This is a genomic window from Haloferax sp. s1, from assembly GCF_058382125.1.
In genome coordinates, this window is record NZ_JBZRPK010000696.1 from 1 (window position 1) to 16939 (window position 16939).

Annotated in this window: 15 protein-coding genes and 1 pseudogene; 13 read left to right on the top strand and 3 right to left on the bottom strand. The window is 58.1% G+C overall.

Features of this window, described 5'->3' with window-relative positions:
• From QT222_RS18445 to QT222_RS18485, 9 genes are all read left to right on the top strand, one after another.
• On the top strand, positions 1 to 306 hold a 306-nt coding region (locus tag QT222_RS18445; RefSeq protein ID WP_491478014.1), incomplete at its 5' end, for a DapH/DapD/GlmU-related protein.
• Positions 303 to 1406: a DegT/DnrJ/EryC1/StrS family aminotransferase gene (locus tag QT222_RS18450; RefSeq protein WP_491478015.1), complete on the top strand. Its 1104-nt coding sequence runs from the start codon at positions 303 to 305 to the stop codon at positions 1404 to 1406. The genes QT222_RS18445 and QT222_RS18450, both read left to right, overlap by 4 nt.
• Positions 1407 to 1453: 47 nt before the next feature.
• Complete coding sequence (locus tag QT222_RS18455; protein ID WP_491478023.1) at positions 1454 to 2395, top strand: Gfo/Idh/MocA family oxidoreductase; 942 nt, start codon at positions 1454 to 1456, stop codon at positions 2393 to 2395.
• Positions 2392 to 3825 carry a nucleotide sugar dehydrogenase gene (locus QT222_RS18460; protein ID WP_491478016.1) on the top strand — a complete coding sequence of 478 codons (1434 nt, stop codon included), beginning with the start codon at positions 2392 to 2394 and terminating at the stop codon, positions 3823 to 3825. The genes QT222_RS18455 and QT222_RS18460 overlap by 4 nt, the downstream gene beginning before the upstream one ends.
• 36 nt (positions 3826 to 3861) lie before the next feature.
• Positions 3862 to 4947: a non-hydrolyzing UDP-N-acetylglucosamine 2-epimerase gene (wecB, locus tag QT222_RS18465; RefSeq protein WP_491478017.1), complete on the top strand. Its 1086-nt coding sequence runs from the start codon at positions 3862 to 3864 to the stop codon at positions 4945 to 4947.
• A 42-nt stretch (positions 4948 to 4989) separates the two neighbouring features.
• Entirely contained in the window at positions 4990 to 5928 is a 939-nt protein-coding gene (locus QT222_RS18470; protein WP_491478024.1) for a polysaccharide deacetylase family protein, read from the top strand.
• A gap of 169 nt (positions 5929 to 6097) precedes the next feature.
• The gene (locus QT222_RS18475; protein WP_491478018.1) at positions 6098 to 7399 is read left to right on the top strand and encodes a prenyltransferase/squalene oxidase repeat-containing protein; all 1302 of its coding nucleotides are present in this window, start codon (positions 6098 to 6100) and stop codon (positions 7397 to 7399) included.
• A 243-nt stretch (positions 7400 to 7642) separates the two neighbouring features.
• Complete coding sequence (locus QT222_RS18480; protein WP_491478019.1) at positions 7643 to 8731, top strand: lipid II:glycine glycyltransferase FemX; 1089 nt, start codon at positions 7643 to 7645, stop codon at positions 8729 to 8731.
• Between the two features lie 106 nt (positions 8732 to 8837).
• A complete protein-coding gene (locus tag QT222_RS18485; RefSeq protein WP_491478020.1) occupies positions 8838 to 9872 on the top strand; it encodes a lipid II:glycine glycyltransferase FemX in 1035 nt (344 codons plus the stop codon).
• A gap of 146 nt (positions 9873 to 10018) precedes the next feature.
• On the opposite strand, the gene QT222_RS18490 is transcribed toward QT222_RS18485, so the two are convergent.
• Positions 10019 to 10318: a winged helix-turn-helix domain-containing protein gene (locus QT222_RS18490; RefSeq protein WP_004060884.1), complete on the bottom strand. Its 300-nt coding sequence runs from the start codon at positions 10316 to 10318 to the stop codon at positions 10019 to 10021.
• Between the two features lie 582 nt (positions 10319 to 10900).
• Between QT222_RS18490 and surE the strand changes: the two genes are divergently transcribed.
• Positions 10901 to 11776, top strand: a complete 876-nt coding sequence (gene surE, locus QT222_RS18495) for a 5'/3'-nucleotidase SurE (protein WP_004060883.1) — start codon at positions 10901 to 10903, stop codon at positions 11774 to 11776.
• Between the two features lie 114 nt (positions 11777 to 11890).
• Here surE and QT222_RS18500 read toward each other — a convergent pair whose 3' ends face one another.
• Positions 11891 to 12295 (bottom strand): CBS domain-containing protein, encoded by a 405-nt coding sequence (locus tag QT222_RS18500; protein ID WP_004060881.1) that lies wholly within the window; start codon positions 12293 to 12295, stop codon positions 11891 to 11893.
• A 260-nt stretch (positions 12296 to 12555) separates the two neighbouring features.
• On the opposite strand from QT222_RS18500, the gene msrA reads away from it, so the two are divergent.
• From msrA to QT222_RS18515, 3 genes are all read left to right on the top strand, one after another.
• Positions 12556 to 13089 (top strand): peptide-methionine (S)-S-oxide reductase MsrA, encoded by a 534-nt coding sequence (gene msrA / locus QT222_RS18505; RefSeq protein WP_004060879.1) that lies wholly within the window; start codon positions 12556 to 12558, stop codon positions 13087 to 13089.
• Between the two features lie 871 nt (positions 13090 to 13960).
• Positions 13961 to 14785 carry a ParA family protein gene (locus QT222_RS18510; RefSeq protein WP_491478021.1) on the top strand — a complete coding sequence of 275 codons (825 nt, stop codon included), beginning with the start codon at positions 13961 to 13963 and terminating at the stop codon, positions 14783 to 14785.
• On the top strand, positions 14778 to 15464 hold the full coding sequence (locus tag QT222_RS18515; RefSeq protein WP_491478022.1) for a DUF7970 domain-containing protein: 687 nt from the start codon (positions 14778 to 14780) through the stop codon (positions 15462 to 15464). The genes QT222_RS18510 and QT222_RS18515 overlap by 8 nt, the downstream gene beginning before the upstream one ends.
• A 614-nt stretch (positions 15465 to 16078) precedes the next feature.
• Here the strand turns inward: QT222_RS18515 and QT222_RS18520 are convergent.
• Positions 16079 to 16939, bottom strand: a pseudogene (locus tag QT222_RS18520) (RNA-guided endonuclease InsQ/TnpB family protein); the annotation flags it as partial.

Here is a 16939-nt window from a genome sequence, read left to right on the forward strand (position 1 = left end):
GTCTACATCCCCACAAACACCCACATCGGCGACGACGTGTTCGTCGGCCCCGGTGTGGTGATGACGAACGACCCCTACCCGGTTCGAACCGAGGCAGAACTCGTCGGACCGACCATCGAGAATCACGCCTCTATCGGCGCGAACTCGACGCTCTTACCCGGCGTGACAATCGGTGAGGGTGCATTCGTCGCCGCCGGTGCAGTTGTCGTCGACGACGTACCGCCCCGCACGCTCGCCGTTGGCGCGCCCGCCGTCCACCGTGAATTACCGGCACAACTGCAGGGAGGGAACGCGATTCGACGATGAACGACGAACGTATCTCAATCGCGTCGCCGCAACTCGGAGCAGCGGAACGCGACAGAATCGACTCCGTCATCGACAGCGGCATCATCGCCGACGGTCCCGAAGTTCGAGGATTCGAGCGCGAGTTCGCCGACTATTGCGGTGCCGACCACGGTGTGGCCACGTCCAACGGGACAACCGCGCTCCACGCCGCGCTCCACGCGCTCAAAATCGGCTCGGGCGACCGCGTTCTGACGACGCCGTTCACGTTCATCGCAACAGCCAACGCCGTCGCCTTCACCGGCGCGGAAGTGGGGTTTGTCGACATCGACCCGCAAACCTACAACATCGACCCGGACGCGCTCGAATCTCGTCTCCGAGACGGCGAGGAAGTCGATGCGGTCATCGCGGTCCATCTGTACGGTCTCCCAGCCGACATGACTCGGCTGGTCGAACTCGCCGAGACCTACGATTTCGCCCTCGTAGAAGACGCCGCACAGGCACACGGTGCGGAAGTTGAGGGCAAGCGAGTCGGCTCATTCGGCGACGCGGCGTGCTTCTCGTTCTACCCGACGAAGAACATGACCACGAGCGAAGGCGGGATAATTACCACCAACCGCGCCGACGTGGCCGAGCGCGCCGCTCGGTTCGTCGACCACGGCCGGGTATCCGGCTACGAGCACGCCGAAGTCGGCCACAACTTCCGCATGACGAGTATCGCGGCCGCTATCGGACGTATCCAACTCGAACGGCTCCCGGGGTTCACCCGGGCACGGCAGGCCAACGCCGCCGCACTCTCCGAGTACCTCACAGACGCCCCGGTTACGACGCCCTACACGCCGCCGGACCGGACGCACGTCTTCCACCAGTACACCGTCCAATGTGACAGTGTCGACCGCGACGCGCTCAAGTCATACCTCGACGCCAAGGGAATTTCGACCGGGGTGTACTACCCGAAACCGGTTCACAAGCAACCGGCCTACGAGCACCTATCAGTGTCCGCACCGGTTGCCGAGGAAGCCGCTGAGCGAGTACTTTCGCTACCGATTCACCCCGAACTCAGCGAAGCGGACATCGAGCGTATCGGGCGAGCGGTCACCGACTATGCGGAGGTGGTGACGTGAGCCACGAAGACAGCCCCATTGCAGCGGGCGTCATCGGCGTCGGCTCGATGGGGACGAACCACGTGCGTGTCTACTCTGAACTCCGTGACGTCGAACTGGTCGGCGTCGCTGACGCGGATATGGACCGTGCTGTGGCCGTCGCCGACGATTTCGACACGGATGCGCACCCTATCGGCGCACTGCTCGACCGAGTCGACGTGGTCACTGTCGCGGTCCCGACACCGTACCACGGGTCGGTAGCCCGACAGTGCATCGAAGCGGGGGTCCACACCCTCGTGGAAAAGCCGTTCGTCGACGACCTCACCGTTGGCGAAGAACTGTCGGCGCTCGCCACCTGGCACGGCGTAACGCTACAGGTCGGCCACATCGAACGGTTCAACCCCGCCGTACGAGCACTCGACGGGCTTCTCGAAGCTGTCGAACCCGTCGCCATCACGGCAAACCGGCTGGGCCCGCCGCTGAACCGCGAGATGGGCGACGGCGTCATCATGGACCTCATGATTCACGACATCGACGTGATTCTCTCGTTGGTCGATGCCGAGGTCCAAACCGTGACTGGGACGAGCGCGGCCGACGAGCAGTACGCGACGGCCCAGCTGACCTTCGGTAACGGCGTCATCGGCTCGCTAACCGCGAGTCGGCTCACCCAACAGAAGACGCGAACCCTCGACATCACGGCGCGCGACCGACTCATCCGCGTGGATTACCTGAACCAGTCGGTCCAGATATTCCGCCAGTCGCGACCGGATTACCTGCGCGACGAGGGAAACATCCGCTATCGTCACGAGGTGGTCATGGAACAGCCGATGATAGAAACCGGTGAGCCGCTGAAATTCGAGCTTGAGGCGTTCGTAGACGCCGCCACGAACGGCGGTTCGGTACGCGTCTCGGCGGCCGACGGTCTCCGCGCCATCGACGTTGCACAGCGTATTCGGACCAGCGCCGACGTGACAACCCAGAACGTCGAAACCGCGGAGCGAAAACAATGAGCAACCAAACAACCGGTCTCTACAACTCGACGCATCCGCCGGAAGAACAAAAGCGAGAACTCCGAAACGGGTCTCACCCGGTTGCAGTGTACGGTCTCGGAAAGATGGGCCTCCCGCTCGCGGCCGTCTATGCCGAAGCGACGAGCAACGTCGTCGGCGTCGACATCGACGACGACGTGGTCCGGTCGGTAAACGGCGGTGAGTGTCACGTCGCAAAAGAGCCGGGGCTCCCAGAACTTGTCGCTGAGCAGGTCGAACGCGGTGCCTTGCGTGCGACGACCGACAGCGTCGCCGCGGCGGGGGCGGCGTCGGTACCCGGCATCATCGTCCCGACCCCGCTGACCGACGACCGCGAACCCGACCTTGCGGCGTTCGAGGCCGTTCTCGACAGCAGCGCCGAGAGCCTCGCACCGGGTGACACGGTTATCGTCGAATGTACCGTCCCGCCGGGGACGTGTAGCGACCTCGTCGGACCCTATCTCGAAGCGAAAAGCGGCGTTTCGCGCGACGAATTCGGCGTCGCGTTCTGCCCCGAACGAACCTCGTCGGGGCGGGCAGTACAGGATATCACCGCATCACATCCGAAAATCGTCGGCGGCGTCGATGCGGAGAGCACTCGCGTCGCCGCACTCGTCTACGGCGAAATAACCTCGAACGAGGTCATCGCGGTTCGAGACGCGACGACCGCCGAGGCCGTGAAACTGTTCGAAGGCATCTACCGCGATGTCAACATCGCCCTCGCAAACGAACTCGCGCGGATACGCGACGACCTCGGTATCGACGTGACGGAAGCTATCGAGGCGGCCAACACGCAACCGTACTGCAACATCCACGACCCCGGACCGGGCGTCGGCGGCCACTGCATCCCGTGGTACCCGTACTTCATCACGAGTCGAGTCGAGTCGGCCACGCCGCTCCTCCAGACCGCACGCGAAGTCAACGATAGCATGCCGAGGTTCACCGCCGATAAGCTTCGCGACGAATTGGCGGAGTCGGACCGAGATATCGCAGATTCGACCGTCGCAGTTCTCGGCATTACCTACCGTCCCGGCGTCGCAGAGACCCGTGCAACACCGGCCGCAGGCGTCATCGACCGCCTGAACGAATTCGGTGCGAACGTCCTCGCAGTCGACCCGATGCTCGATGCCGATGGTATCACGTCGTTCGGCGCGACGCCAGTCTCACTTTCTGAACTTCCAGAACAATCCATAGACGCCGTCGTCGTCGTCACCCCGCACGAGGAGTTCGACGACATCGACTGGGGCGTCTTCGACGACCTCGTGGTCATCGACGGACGCGGCACGCTCGGTGATATCGACCACCGCGTGTACGCGATTGGTGCCGGACCGCGAGGAACGGAGAGATTGCAAGGAAAATCGCGAGGAGGAACGCTCCGGGCAGCAGAACTGCGGGAGGGGGGACGCCAATGAGTGGAGGAAGGCGTCAACGAGTGGAGGAAGGCGTCAATGAGTAGGTTGAAAATCCTCTCTGTCGTCGGAGCGCGACCCCAATTTATCAAGGCATTCCCGGTATCGGACGCGCTCCGGCGTGAACACGACGAAGTGCTCGTCCACACCGGCCAGCACTACGACGAGTCGCTTTCGGACGTGTTTTTCGACGAACTCGACATGCCGGAACCTGACTACAATCTCGGCGTCGGGTCGGGAACGCACGCTGCCCAAACTGCCGAGATGATGGAGCGACTCGACACCGTCATTGCCGACGAAGACCCCGACGTGGTGCTCGTCTACGGCGACACGAACTCGACGCTCGCGGCAGCCCTCGTGGCTGCGAAGCGAACCCCGCAGTTGGCGCACGTGGAAGCGGGCTTGCGGAGTCACAACTGGGAGATGCCGGAAGAGGTGAATCGAGTGCTCACCGACCACTGCTCGGACTTCCTATTTGCGCCGTCGGAGTCCGCCGCCGCGACGCTGGAGTCGGAGGGTATCCACGATGGCGTCTACGTGACCGGAGACGTGCAGTACGACGCAGTCCTCCGGGTTCGGTCAACCGCCCGGGAGCGGTCGGAAGTCCTGAACGACCATGGTCTCCACGAGGGCGAGTACATCTTGGCGACGGTTCACCGTGCCGCAAACACGGACGACCTGTCGAGGCTGGGTGCTATTGTGAACGGACTCGCTGAGGCTCCCAAACCCGTTTTCTTCCCCGTCCACCCACGAACCGAAACGGTGCTCCACGACAGCGGTCTCTGGCCGCAACTCGCGGACGACGAAAACGTCCTGCTCATCGACCCTGTCGGCTACCTCGATTTTATCAGGCTCCTCGACGGGGCAGAACGCGTCGTCACCGACTCCGGTGGTGTTCAGAAAGAGGCGTTCTACCTCGACACGCGCTGTATCACGCTCCGGGACGAGACCGAGTGGACAGAGACCGTCGATACCGGGTGGAACGTCCTCGTCGGCGCGGACCCGGACGCGATTCGAACCGCACTGCAATCGACCGAATCGCTGCCTGAGAAACCGTCGCTCTACGGCGAGGGGGCCGCAGCGGAGCGAATCGCTGACGTACTCTCGGAGTTCGGATATGAGTGACTTCAGGAGCAACGACGATGAGTGAATTCAGAAGCAACGACGATGAGTGAGGAGTTTGCAGTCTGCCTGACGCACGACGTAGACCGCCCGTACAAGACGTATCAAGGGTTGTTCTACGCGACAAAGGAGAGCCCAACGTATCACCTCCGGACGCTCCTCAGTCGGGAGAACCCGTACTGGCAGTTCGAGAACATCATGGCTCTCGAACGCGACCTCGGCGTCCGGTCGTCGTTCTACTTCCTCAACGAGCCGAGTCTGCTCCAAACGGGGTCTCTCGGGGACTGGCTCAAACCCGAAAACTGGGTTGAACACTTCGGCCGGTACGACCTGAGGTCGGCGTCGATCACCAAGGTCATCCACAGCCTCGACGAAGGAGGCTGGGAAGTCGGCATTCACGGGTCGTTTCGGTCGTGCGACGACTTCGACCGCCTCCGAACGGAGAAAAAAGAGCTGGAATCGGTGCTTGGCCACGAAATCCTCGGTGGACGACAACACCACCTGAAACTCAGTCCTCGAACGTGGCAGTACCACCGAGAACTTGGACTCAGGTACGACGCCAGTCCCGGTTCGAGTTCGACAAACGGGTTCCAACACGGCTACCAGCCGTTCCGGCCATTCGACGACGAATTCGTCGTGTTCCCGCTGACGCTGATGGAAGTCTCGCTTCCCGACCCGGGTTCGGCGCTTGATTCAGCGTGGGCCGAATGCGAGCGACTACTCGTCGACGCTGAAGAACACGGCGCGGTGATGACGGTGTTGTGGCACCCGCGGTACTTCAGCGAAGCCGAATTCCCCGGCTACCGACGGCTCTACCGTCGACTCGTCGAATGGGCACTCGACCGGGGTGCGTGGGTCGGTCCCGTCGGCGACTACTACCGAGAGTTCCTCGAAGAACACGGACCCGAATCGACAGGAGAGGACAGAGAAAGCAAAGTCGGGTCGAACGTGACGGGACAAACAGAGCGCAACCAGGCCGGGTGAGCCGAGCCGACGGTTCGACGCCGAATCGGTCCTTCTCGACCGCCTGCTAATCGACTCATACCATCGACATTCTGAGCGCCTCAGTCTGTCGGTATCAGCTGTATAACAAAGCCCACTGCGGGCTTCCTCTCGGACAGCCAGTAACGACTCAGAGAGGCAATTCTACACTATGAGTTCACCATCGAAGACACAGTATCAACCGGACGAGAACGTCGACACCGAACGTCTCCAGCGGTACGTCGACGTACTCGATGACGTCCTCCAGTACGCTCGCGAACGGGACTACAAGGGCTGGGACTACGGTGACGGGATGAGCAGTCGGGTACTGCTCTCGATGCCCATCGAAAACCGCTGGTTCGACCTCGCCGTCCAGGAGTTTATCAAGCGCTCTCCCATCAACGTCCGCCCGCTCTTTCTCGTCGAGCAGCGACGGAATTTCAAGGGAATATCGCTTTTCGCCATGGCGAATCGGAGTCGCGCACAGTTGGCGAACTGGTTCGACGGCGACGAAGACACCCGATTGTATCTCGATGATGCGGCCGCGTTGACCGAATGGCTCATCGCGAATCAAGCCAAGGGATACAGCGGCTTTGCCGGAAGCCACCGACACGTCATTCAACATCTCTCCGGCCGCAACGGTCCGCGAGAGGGAATTCCGCACTCGCCAAACGTCGTCTCGACGGGGTACGGCGTGAAGGCACTTCTCGCCGGACGAGAGTTCGACCCGAACTACCCGGATATCGCCAAGACCGCCGTCGATGTTATGGTGAAAGACCTCAACTACCGGCCGACAGATGACGGCGCAGTCATGGACTACTATCTCTCGCATCCGAAAGACAGCTACACGCTCAATGCGCTGGCTATCGGGGCGAGGCTCTTCATCGAACTGTACGACTACTTCGGCGACGAAGCGTTGCTCGAACGCGCCGAGAAAGTGTACGACTTCGTCGCGTCGAAACAGACCGAACGCGGCGGCTGGTACTACCGTGAACCGCCGACCGCGTCACACCTCTCGATGGACAACCACCACAACGGGTTCATCATCGAGTGCTTCCAGCGGTACGAACAAATCGTAGAGAGCGGGCGGTACGACGAGACGACGACTCATGGTCTCGATTTCTATGCCCGAGAACTGTTCGACGAAAATGGTGCGCCGAACTTCGACGAAGAGAACGCCTATCCGCGGGATACACACGCGACCGCACAGGGAATCCTCGTGTTTACCTACGCCGGTCAGTACGACAGAGCAGAACGTGCTATTGACTGGGCGCTGGCGAACATGTACGAACCATCTGACGGGCGGTTCTACTTCCGAAAACACCGCTTCTACACCAAGCGGATGACACTCATGCGGTGGTGTCAGGCGTGGATGGCGTACGCGATTGCCGAGTACGTTGCCACGAGAATATCCGGTGAGCCAACCCACGGATACGGTATCGACGGTCTTCGGGTGCAGACAGAGATATCCTGAAAGCCGCAGAACTGTACGGATTTCCGTATAGTCGCTACATAACAAATCCCCATCCTCGCGTCACATTACTTCGAGAATGTCTTCTAAGACGACACCGGTTGGGGTGTCCCAACCGCGGCACGGGCCCTTTCAGGAATCAACCGATTTAACCGCCAACACGGTGGGTATCAGTCGGTTCGGACACACACCGGGTTATCACCAGTCACGAAAGCATCGCCAGAGCGCTCAGTCATCCGTCCGCCAATGACAATCGAAATCGTCGAATTCGAGCCGAGTCGCCGCGATGAGTGGGACGAGTACGTCAAGCAGTCGAGTCAAGCGAGTATCTTTCATCAGTACGATGCCCTCAGGCAACAGGCGAAGTACTCGAATTCGAAGCTACACCTACTTGTCGGGTTCAAGACCGAAGAACCGGTCGGGGTGTTCCCCGTGTTCGAGATTCGAAAAGGGCCCGTCAAAACGGCATTCTCCCCGCCACCTCACATCGGAGTCCCGTATCTCGGACCGGTGATGTTCGATGCTGGCAACATCAAGAGTCGAAAATTCGAGCGGCGTCGAAACCGATTCATCGAGGGCTGTACCGACTGGATACGGTCTGAAATTGGACCGAACTACACACACGTTCGCGTCGGCAACTATTACACTGACATGCGGACGTTCCAGTGGGGAGGGTGTGACGTTTCGCCGAAGTATACCTACAACGTCGATTTGAACCGGAGCGAGGACGACCTGCTGATGTCATTCAGTCGGAACGCCCGACGAAACATCCGCGATGGGAAAGCGGTTCTATCCAAAATCGAAGAAGGCGGACGAGACGACATTCGGACCATTCTGACGCTGGTCAAAAATCGGTACGAAGAACAAGGATTGACCTTCGACGTTCCACCCCAGTTCGTCCTCGACTTGTACGATACCCTTCCGAATGGACAAGTCAGGCCGTACGTGTTCCGCTACAATGGCTCGTTCGTAAGCGGAATCATCGCACTCCAGTACGGAGATACCGTCTATCGGTGGCTTGGCGGTGTCCGCCCGGAGCGGGATTTCGGCGTCGATGTCAACGACCTCCTGGACTGGCGGATAATGTGCGACGGACGAAATCGGGGAATGACCAGATACGACCTTGTCGGAGCTAATAATCGACGGCTCAACCGGTACAAGAGCAAGTACAACCCGGAACTCGTCACATTCTACCAAATCGAACACGGGCCGCTTTCGGTCAGAGCCATCGCACACCTGTACAAAAATCAGCTCAGTCCCAAAGTCGAGCTATTCACTCGCACGGGTGAGGCGAGCCTCCCAGCGCGGCTGGTTTCGGGGGTTATCCACCGATGATAGTTGTTCAAAGTTCCGAGGGGTACCCCCCGATGGTGGTTGCCCAAAAGATGAATCGAGTACGCACTGTCGAGCAGTAATCGGCCAATCACACATCAACCCACACATGTCACAACCACGTATCGAAACGCTAAGCCTCGAAGAGTGGGAGCAAGCGCTTCCATCGTCAGGTGTCGAAGTATTTCACACGTCCGCTGTTCTCGCCGCGATAGACGAACACTTCGACGGCGAGATGCACCTCTTCGGTGTTTTCAAAGGACAAGAACCAGTCGCACTGTTTCCGACGTTCGTCCGCAAGAATCCGCTCGGCCGGGCCGTCGTCTCGCCGCCGCCGTCGATGGCGATTCCCTACATCGGGCCAATTATGATGCCGAACAGTCCGAAGCAAAGTACCTACGAGTCCGTAAACCGGAAGTTCGCGGACTTGGTGCTAGAAGAACTCGGCGTGCGCGACAAACGGACGTTCGTCCGCGTTCTCTGTTCCCCGTCGTATCTCGACCCACGACCGTTCGAGTGGACCGGATTCGCCGTCAAACCCTCGTTCACCTACCGACTCGACCTGTCCGGTCAGTCGCCCGATGAGGTACAGAGCCAGTTCAGTAGCAGTCTCCGACGCGAGATTCGGCAGGCGAAGGAGCTGGATATCAGTATCTCAAACGAAGGAATCGATGGCGCACGAACCGTGTACGACGACGTTGCCTCGCGATACGACGAGCAAGACGAACCGTTCGGGATGCCGTGGGAGTTCGTCGAGGCGCTGGTCAGAAACCTCGGCGACCGGTGCCGAGTCTACGTTGCCCGCGACCCTGACGGCCGATACCTCAGCGGAATAATTGTCCCCTTCTCGAACGAGACGGCCTACTTCTGGCTCGGCGGCGCTCGCGGTGAGTACGACGGTGTCAGCATCAACAGCCTGCTTCACTGGCGAATCATCGAAGACATCGTCGAAGACGACGGCCTCGAATCGGTCATGGAGTACGACCTCGTCGGCGCGAACACAGAGCGTCTCTGCAATTACAAATCGAAGTTTGGCGGAGAGTTGGTGCCGTACTACGTCGTCGAGTCGACCGGTGTCGGCATGAGTCTCGCAAAGCGGACGTACCAGTTCCTGAGCAAGAGTAGCGAACGTATCGCAAAGTGACTCCGAGAACAAGGCTTTAGAGAGCCAAGAGAGGGGAGAAAGCGAGGCTGAATGGGGCTAAATCGGGACTGAAGGGGGACTGGAGGAGGTAGCGAGACAGAGTGGGAACGTGAACAGAGGTGAGCGAGGACGGACAGAAGCGAGCGTCACACCATCTGTTGGGCCTTGATAATTCGCCAGAGACCCTCCGCATCGTCGGTGATACCGTACACTCGGCCTTTTCGTCGTTGTTCCGGGACCAATAGTTCGACGAGCGAGCGGTCTCGCAGTTCCTGAAGCGCCCGCGAGACGTGTGCGACGGCACTTTCCGAGTCCGATGCGATTTGTGTCGGTGTTGCGGGTCCCTCGGAAAGTCTGTTGAGGACGGAAATTCGGTATCGCGAACTGATGACGAAACCGATGTCGTCCCAGGGGACCTCTTCTTTCGATTTGTTGACTGTTTTCACGTGTTTCTCACCCCAACACGGTGGGAGCGGTATCCACGAGCGGTCGTCCGTGACGGTACTCTTTTGAGGGCGGTTCGGAGCGGGGTTCGGAGGGCAGTCAACCGGGAACGTCGACTCGTCTCACGTGGCCGGCGCAGGGACCAAACTGGACGGCGGGGCAGTGATGTGAGTTGGAACCCAGTAGGAGACGACGCAGACAGCAACACCGAAACCAGGTGAATTAACGGAGAATTAACACCGGTATCGGCAGGTGTCCGGACTGCCGGTCGTACTGGTTCAGAGCGCATTCATTCGTTAGTACGAACTTAATTACATAAATACATCGTTTGAATTATACTCAGGGTTTCGTGAGAGTCTTTTTTGAGAGAGTGAACTTGATGACAGAACGTGTGATGACTACAGTTCGAGTGGAACCGCGGGAACGATCTGAAATACTGGCGGGTAAGTATCGATCGTGTCGAGTACGACCCCACAGAGCAGCCGATTTAGCGGAACTAATTGGGAACAGGGAAGCCGCAGATCCGACACACCAGGACCGAATTCGGAATAGCTACCACTGGCGACAGTGAATTGGTGCTGTAGATGAGTGACTCCGCGACTTCGCTTCGTATCCTCCTCACCAACGACGACGGTATCGACGCGCCCGGCATCGCAGCGATGCGCGAAGAACTCACCGCCATCGGTGAGGTAACCGTCGTTGCACCCGCCGAAAACCAAAGTGGCGTCGGTCGCGCCCGGAACGAACTCGCCGTCCGCCGGGACCATCCGTGGGGCTACGCCCTCGAAGGAACACCCGCAGACTGCGTGGCGTACGGGCTTCGCGGTCTCGATACCGACTTCGATATCGTTGTCTCCGGTATCAACGACGGCCCGAACGCCGGGAACTACGTCGTCGGGCGGTCGGGGACGGTCGGCGCAGGTATCGAATCCGCCTTCCTCGGGACCCCTGCTGTCGCTGTCTCCAGCTATCACGCACGGGATTTCTTCTGCCACCCGCCGGAGGAGTACGACTTCTCTCGACCGGCCCGAATCGCCCGCGCCGTGACTGAACGCGTCTACGGGACCGGCATCTTCGACGAGGTCGACCTTCTGAACGTCAACGCGCCAATCGACGTGCCGAGTCCGCGTATGCGAGTGACGCGACCCCACGCCGACTACGACCAACAGGTCGAACACCACCACGACTCCGAGGCGGTTCCGGACGGCGACCGGGAACACGATATCGGTGACGACGAAGTCTACGTTCGCCTCCAAGACATTTCGTGGCCGGACGCCGTCGGTTACGAGAACCCCTTCCCGCTGGGAGACGAGCACAGCGAGCGCTACCCCGTCGGCAGCGACCGTCGTGCGATGGTCGACGGCGAGGTGAGCATCTCTCCCCTCGCGGTTCACCACGGTCACACGAACGACCCGAAGCTCGCGAGCGTCGTCGAGAGCCTATCCGAACAGGTGGAGTGAACCTCTACCCGAATAGGCTGGGTAAACCCTCTATCCGAATAGGCTGGGTGGACTAGCGCTGAACCGCCGTCCGAATCAGTAACCAAACACAAAAAACGTGGACGCCGGGCGGTGTTACGAGGACACCAACTGTTCGGACTGAGAGAGGTACGCGGCGAGGTCGGAGGTAGTGATGATGCCGATTACGCCTTCTGCCTCGTCAACTACGGGCATGTGGTGGAACCCGTGTTCGGTCAATGACTCAGCAACTGCAACGATAGAGTCCTGCGCGTCTGCGGTAACAACATCAGTAGTCATGTACCGCGAGACGGTCGTCTCCGCCTTTGGCTGACTCTTTGCGACGATATGAACAAAGTCCGTCGTCGTCAGAATTCCTTCGAGGTGGTTCTCTCCATCCACGACGATGACAGAGCTGATGTTATTGTCCAACATCAACTGCGCCGCGTCCTCGACGAGCGTGTCGGGACTGACCGTGTGGAGGGTCGTGGACATGAGTCTCGCGACAAACACATCTTCCATGGTGTTTGCTAACAGACGATGGTGATAAATGTTGGCTTCTCGTACATTCGCGGTGGGTAACGTGGCGGCTATTGTCCGAAGCAGGGTGACCAGGAATAGGGTTATTCAGGACAAGGTTGTCTAGATGGGTTCTCTGGGGTGCTACAGAAGAGACAGTACGCCTCACGAAGAGACAGTGAAGGGTAGTACACACCCCGTCAAACACCGGCCTCGACTGCCCCCGCCGCGGGGCTTAATTTACCGGCGGCGTAACCAACGCTATGGGAAGTACGCAAACAGCAACGTTCGGCGGCGGCTGTTTCTGGTGTGTCGAAGCTGCGTTCAAGGAACTCGACGGCATCAGCGAGGTTACGTCGGGATACGCCGGCGGCGAAGTCGAGAGTCCGACATACGAACAGGTTTGCTCGGGAAACACTGGCCACGCTGAAGTCGTACAAATCGAATACGACCCGGCTATCGTCGGATACGATGAACTACTGGAAGTGTTCTTCGCCGTCCACGACCCGACACAACTCAACCGTCAGGGTCCGGACGTTGGGACGCAGTACCGCTCTATCGTTCTCACTCATGACGAGGACCAAAAGCGACAGGCAGCAGCCTACATCGAGGTACTCGACGAGGAGTACGACGACGAGGTCGTGACCGAGTTAGCTCCGTTAGAGACGTTCTACGAAGCCGAACAGTACCACCAGGATTACTTCGAGAAGAATCCCAACGACGCGTACTGTCAGTTCCACGCGAGTCCGAAGGTCGAAAAAGTCCGTGAGAAGTTCGCGGAGAAACTCGCCAACTGAGTTGGGGAAAGGAAAACGCAGTAGTCGAAAGCAGTACTACAACACCACTATGTCCGCAGTATCTTTCTAGCATAGCCCGTGAATCTCCTGTTTTTAGAATAGTACATATTTGAAGAAGGTACACACTGTCGAGAGTGTTTAGAGAGCAGGAGATTGTAGAGCGTGTAGAAATCTAAGAGTGCGGAGAGTTTCTGAGCAGTATAGAGTTTCCAGAAGTCGTGGGAGATTCACAATTTGTAAAAATTGTAGAAACTGTGAAGTTCTGAATGGCTGTTTGAACTAAGGAAATTGTAGACATTGTAGAAATCGTAGAGATTCCAGAGATTGAGAGGAAAAAGGAGATCGCAGGGATTGTAGAAGTCATAGACAGTGTAGAAGAGACAAACACTGTAGAAATTGCAGGAATTGTAGAGATTCCAAGAATTCCAAACATTGTTGACATCAAGAGCAGTGTGAAGACTGTAGAGATTGTAGCGTGTTCAAAATTGGAGAACATCTGACGCAGACGACAATTGGTACAGAAGGTGCAAATTTCAGACTGTCCGGCAAGCGCGGAGTCGTGAAAACAGTCATTCATGCTGTGACTACCAATGAGATTAGGGCAGTAAATAAGGTGCTAGCACTACAAACATTTTGGAATTTTCACAATTTTCACAATTTCTGAAAGTTATAAGCTGTTTTAACAGTCTTAACAGTCTCGACGGTTCAAAAGTCGTGGATACAATTATGTACCAACGGGGAAAAGGTGATTTTGAACCTCCAAATGTCTACACAGTCCGCAATGCAGACAAGGCTTGCACCATCCAAAGAGCCGACACAGCTCACACATTGTACAAATTGTGGAATGTTCCAGCAGTGGGAGGGTCGATAGATGTCGCGAGCGGTGAGCGTCTCACTTCAGAAAGGCGGCGTCGGGAAGACGACGATTGCGATTAATCTCGCGGACGCGCTCGCAGTGCGCGAAAACGACGTCCTTCTCGTCGACCTCGACCAACAGGGGAACGCAACCGAAGGCGTCGGAATGAAAGACGCCTACGAGTCGGCGGACCCAAACATCGGTGACGTGTTGACTGACGACGACCCAATCGACGTGAAAGAGGTGATACACGACCGCGAGCACTTTGACGTGCTGCCAGCGCATGTCGACCTCGACGATATCGAAGACCGGGTTCGAAACTCGACGTTCGGAGTACTCTGGGTCCGCCGCCGAATCGTCGACCCGCTGCTCGACGGCGAGTACGACTACCTCGTCATCGACTCGCCACCGAGCCTCGGGCCGCTCTCCGATGCAGCACTCATCGGCACCGGAAACGTCGTGGTACCACTGCTAATGAGCGAACCGAGCGTAAGCGGGTTCGAGCGTATGTTCGAACAACAAATCGCACCGATTCGTCGCGAGGTCGACCTGGATATTCTAGCAATCGTCCCTAACGACCTCACCGGAAACAACGAAGAGCGACGAATCATCCGCGATCTCGAATCGTCACCATTCGAGAAGTTCATCCCTCGGTTTGCACAGTCGGACCTGTTTGACGATCCCGACTCGAAAGGACCGGGAATCCGGCACCGAATCGCCTTCAGTCGCGCATGGCGCGACGGAAAAACGCTCCGTGAGTACGACCCCACGAGCGACATGCTCGACCGACTCGACGAACTCGCGGAAATCGTCGAACAGGGTGGCCGAGACGATGCCTAAGGAAAACCGGTTCGCCGGTCTCGGCGAGGCGATGGAGTCCGAAGATGACGAAGAGACGGAAGACGAAGAGACGGAAGACGAAGTCGAGAGTACGGTGGATACAGCGGATGACGTGGAAGCCAGTGGTGCCGAAACAGCCGGTGAAGCTGTCGAAACAGTCGGTGAAACCGAGACAAACAGCGGATCCGAACCGATTGAGAAGTCCAATTCAGCCAGTGAAGCTAAATCGGCTGACAAAGTCGAGACAGCCGACGAGTCGCAGTCCTCAGAAACAGATGCGGTGAGCGACCCAGTAACCGATAGAGCCGCCGAAGAGGAAGCTGAAGGAGAGGCTAGAACAGAGACTGAAACAGAGACTGAAACGGAGCCAAAAGACAACGAGTCGTCGGGGTCCGTTAGTCGAAAGGAGGTTGACACGACAGAGGAAGACGGGTCAGAGACTGACAGCGAAGATGGACCCGCATTCGAGTTCGAAGCGACCACCGCGAAAAGTATCTACGTCCGAACGCCGACGCTCGACTGCATGGACGACGCCGAGTTCGAAGTCGAGTCGCTGCTTCGACGCGAACACGACATCCGCGATTTGACCGGTCGCGAATTCCACGACGCACTCGTTCGTGTCGCGGCGAACTACCCCGACGAAATCGTTGCGGCCATCCTCGAAAGCCGAAACGAGTGAGAAACGAGAGCGAAACGGAATTCAATATTCACTCGAAATTACTGGATACGATATCCACTCCAAGATGTGTTTCTCTGTTTTGAGAGTGTTATCCGAGACATCCCCGAATGAGACTCGGCGAGAACAGCGGACAAAGTGGTGTTCATCGAAATCGACAACAACAGATTTGGTAGTCGTTTAGTGAAACAAGAGCGTGTAATCGGGACACGGCAGTACATGGTACACCACTATGTCCGCAGTTAGTCCAAGACGTATTCCCGAAATTTTCAGACGGCATAACATTGAATGTGTACTGTTTCCTGAATCTGTACCGCAGCCAACGAGAATATCGACGCTAATACCGACGCTAACGTTATCGGTAGTACCACGATCACCACCAACACCACTGTGTCCGCGGTTATAATCGTGGCACCCACACGAGCGAAATTGTTGAGCCTGTCAGTCAACGTCAAACGGCGAAGGGACACCACATTGTCCGCTGTTCTTATACCAGCGTCGCCGTATTTACACCCACCTGACATCTCCCCCGTGCTAAAGCGCGTCACCAGAACGCAAAGCGTTCTGGTTGCCCGTCAGACGCTATCTGGCGACGAGGGTTCCCGAGCATTGGAATATTAAGATTCGCAACCCGCCTGTTCGCTCGGTGCGAAGCGCCCCGAGGTTTGGTTGAACAGGTGGACTGCTGGCCGTGCCAAGCGACCGTTACTCATATCCCCTGTCGAGGGATTCTGAGTTATCTCTCGTCGGATATTCACCGCGCCGTTCACGTCGGCGTTCATCGTCGCTCCACACGACTCACAAACATACAATCCACGCTCCACTCGGTTCGCGTCACGCTTCCGCCCACAGCACGAACACGTCTTCGACGTGTCTCGCTCGCTCGTGCGGTCAACGAGGATGCCGTGTTCTTCTGCTTTGTATTCCAAGAGCGTTGTGAAGCGGCCGAACTCCCATCCGTGGAGTTGCTGTTCCCACGCTTGCCCCAATTCCGAGACTCGCCGTTCTCGTCCTCACGAATCCTCTCAGGTCGCTAACAGCGATGCGACCGACCACGTGGTCGATGCACCGCTCTACGACGTGCTTGGTGAGGGCGTGCAGGAAGTGGTCTTTCTGACGCGAGAGTTTCTGTCGGACGCGAAGCGCACGGCGTAACGGCCGTTCTCGCCTTCAGTGTCGTACCCGTCACGAGTGAAGTAGTGCTTGTTCTGTTTCAGCACATTCCCCGGATACAACTCGGCATCCCCGTCGTCGTAGGCGATGGCGAGGTAATTCCTGATACCGAGGTCGATACCTGCGGTGTTGTTTCCCGATGTGTTCTCACGGGGATTTCGACCTTGCAGACGAGGCGAAGCTCCCAACGGACACCGTTCCACACGCCTCACACTTGCTGGATGTTCTCCACGCTCACGTCACGACGCGATTCGATCTGTGCGAGGACAAAGTCTGAGCGGTGCAGATATAGGTTGAAGCCATTG

Excerpts from the sequence above, each read along its gene's own strand:
- QT222_RS18450 (WP_491478015.1), top strand. The coding sequence starts at position 303 with ATGAACGACGAACGTATCTCAATCGCGTCGCCGCAACTCGGAGCAGCG.
- QT222_RS18455 (WP_491478023.1), top strand. The coding sequence starts at position 1,454 with ATGGGGACGAACCACGTGCGTGTCTACTCTGAACTCCGTGACGTCGAA.
- QT222_RS18460 (WP_491478016.1), top strand. The coding sequence starts at position 2,392 with ATGAGCAACCAAACAACCGGTCTCTACAACTCGACGCATCCGCCGGAA.
- wecB (WP_491478017.1), top strand. The coding sequence starts at position 3,862 with ATGAGTAGGTTGAAAATCCTCTCTGTCGTCGGAGCGCGACCCCAATTT.
- QT222_RS18470 (WP_491478024.1), top strand. The coding sequence starts at position 4,990 with ATGAGTGAGGAGTTTGCAGTCTGCCTGACGCACGACGTAGACCGCCCG.
- QT222_RS18475 (WP_491478018.1), top strand. The coding sequence starts at position 6,098 with ATGAGTTCACCATCGAAGACACAGTATCAACCGGACGAGAACGTCGAC.
- QT222_RS18480 (WP_491478019.1), top strand. The coding sequence starts at position 7,643 with ATGACAATCGAAATCGTCGAATTCGAGCCGAGTCGCCGCGATGAGTGG.
- QT222_RS18485 (WP_491478020.1), top strand. The coding sequence starts at position 8,838 with ATGTCACAACCACGTATCGAAACGCTAAGCCTCGAAGAGTGGGAGCAA.
- surE (WP_004060883.1), top strand. The coding sequence starts at position 10,901 with ATGAGTGACTCCGCGACTTCGCTTCGTATCCTCCTCACCAACGACGAC.
- QT222_RS18500 (WP_004060881.1), bottom strand. The coding sequence starts at position 12,295 with ATGGAAGATGTGTTTGTCGCGAGACTCATGTCCACGACCCTCCACACG.
- msrA (WP_004060879.1), top strand. The coding sequence starts at position 12,556 with ATGGGAAGTACGCAAACAGCAACGTTCGGCGGCGGCTGTTTCTGGTGT.
- QT222_RS18510 (WP_491478021.1), top strand. The coding sequence starts at position 13,961 with ATGTCGCGAGCGGTGAGCGTCTCACTTCAGAAAGGCGGCGTCGGGAAG.
- QT222_RS18515 (WP_491478022.1), top strand. The coding sequence starts at position 14,778 with ATGCCTAAGGAAAACCGGTTCGCCGGTCTCGGCGAGGCGATGGAGTCC.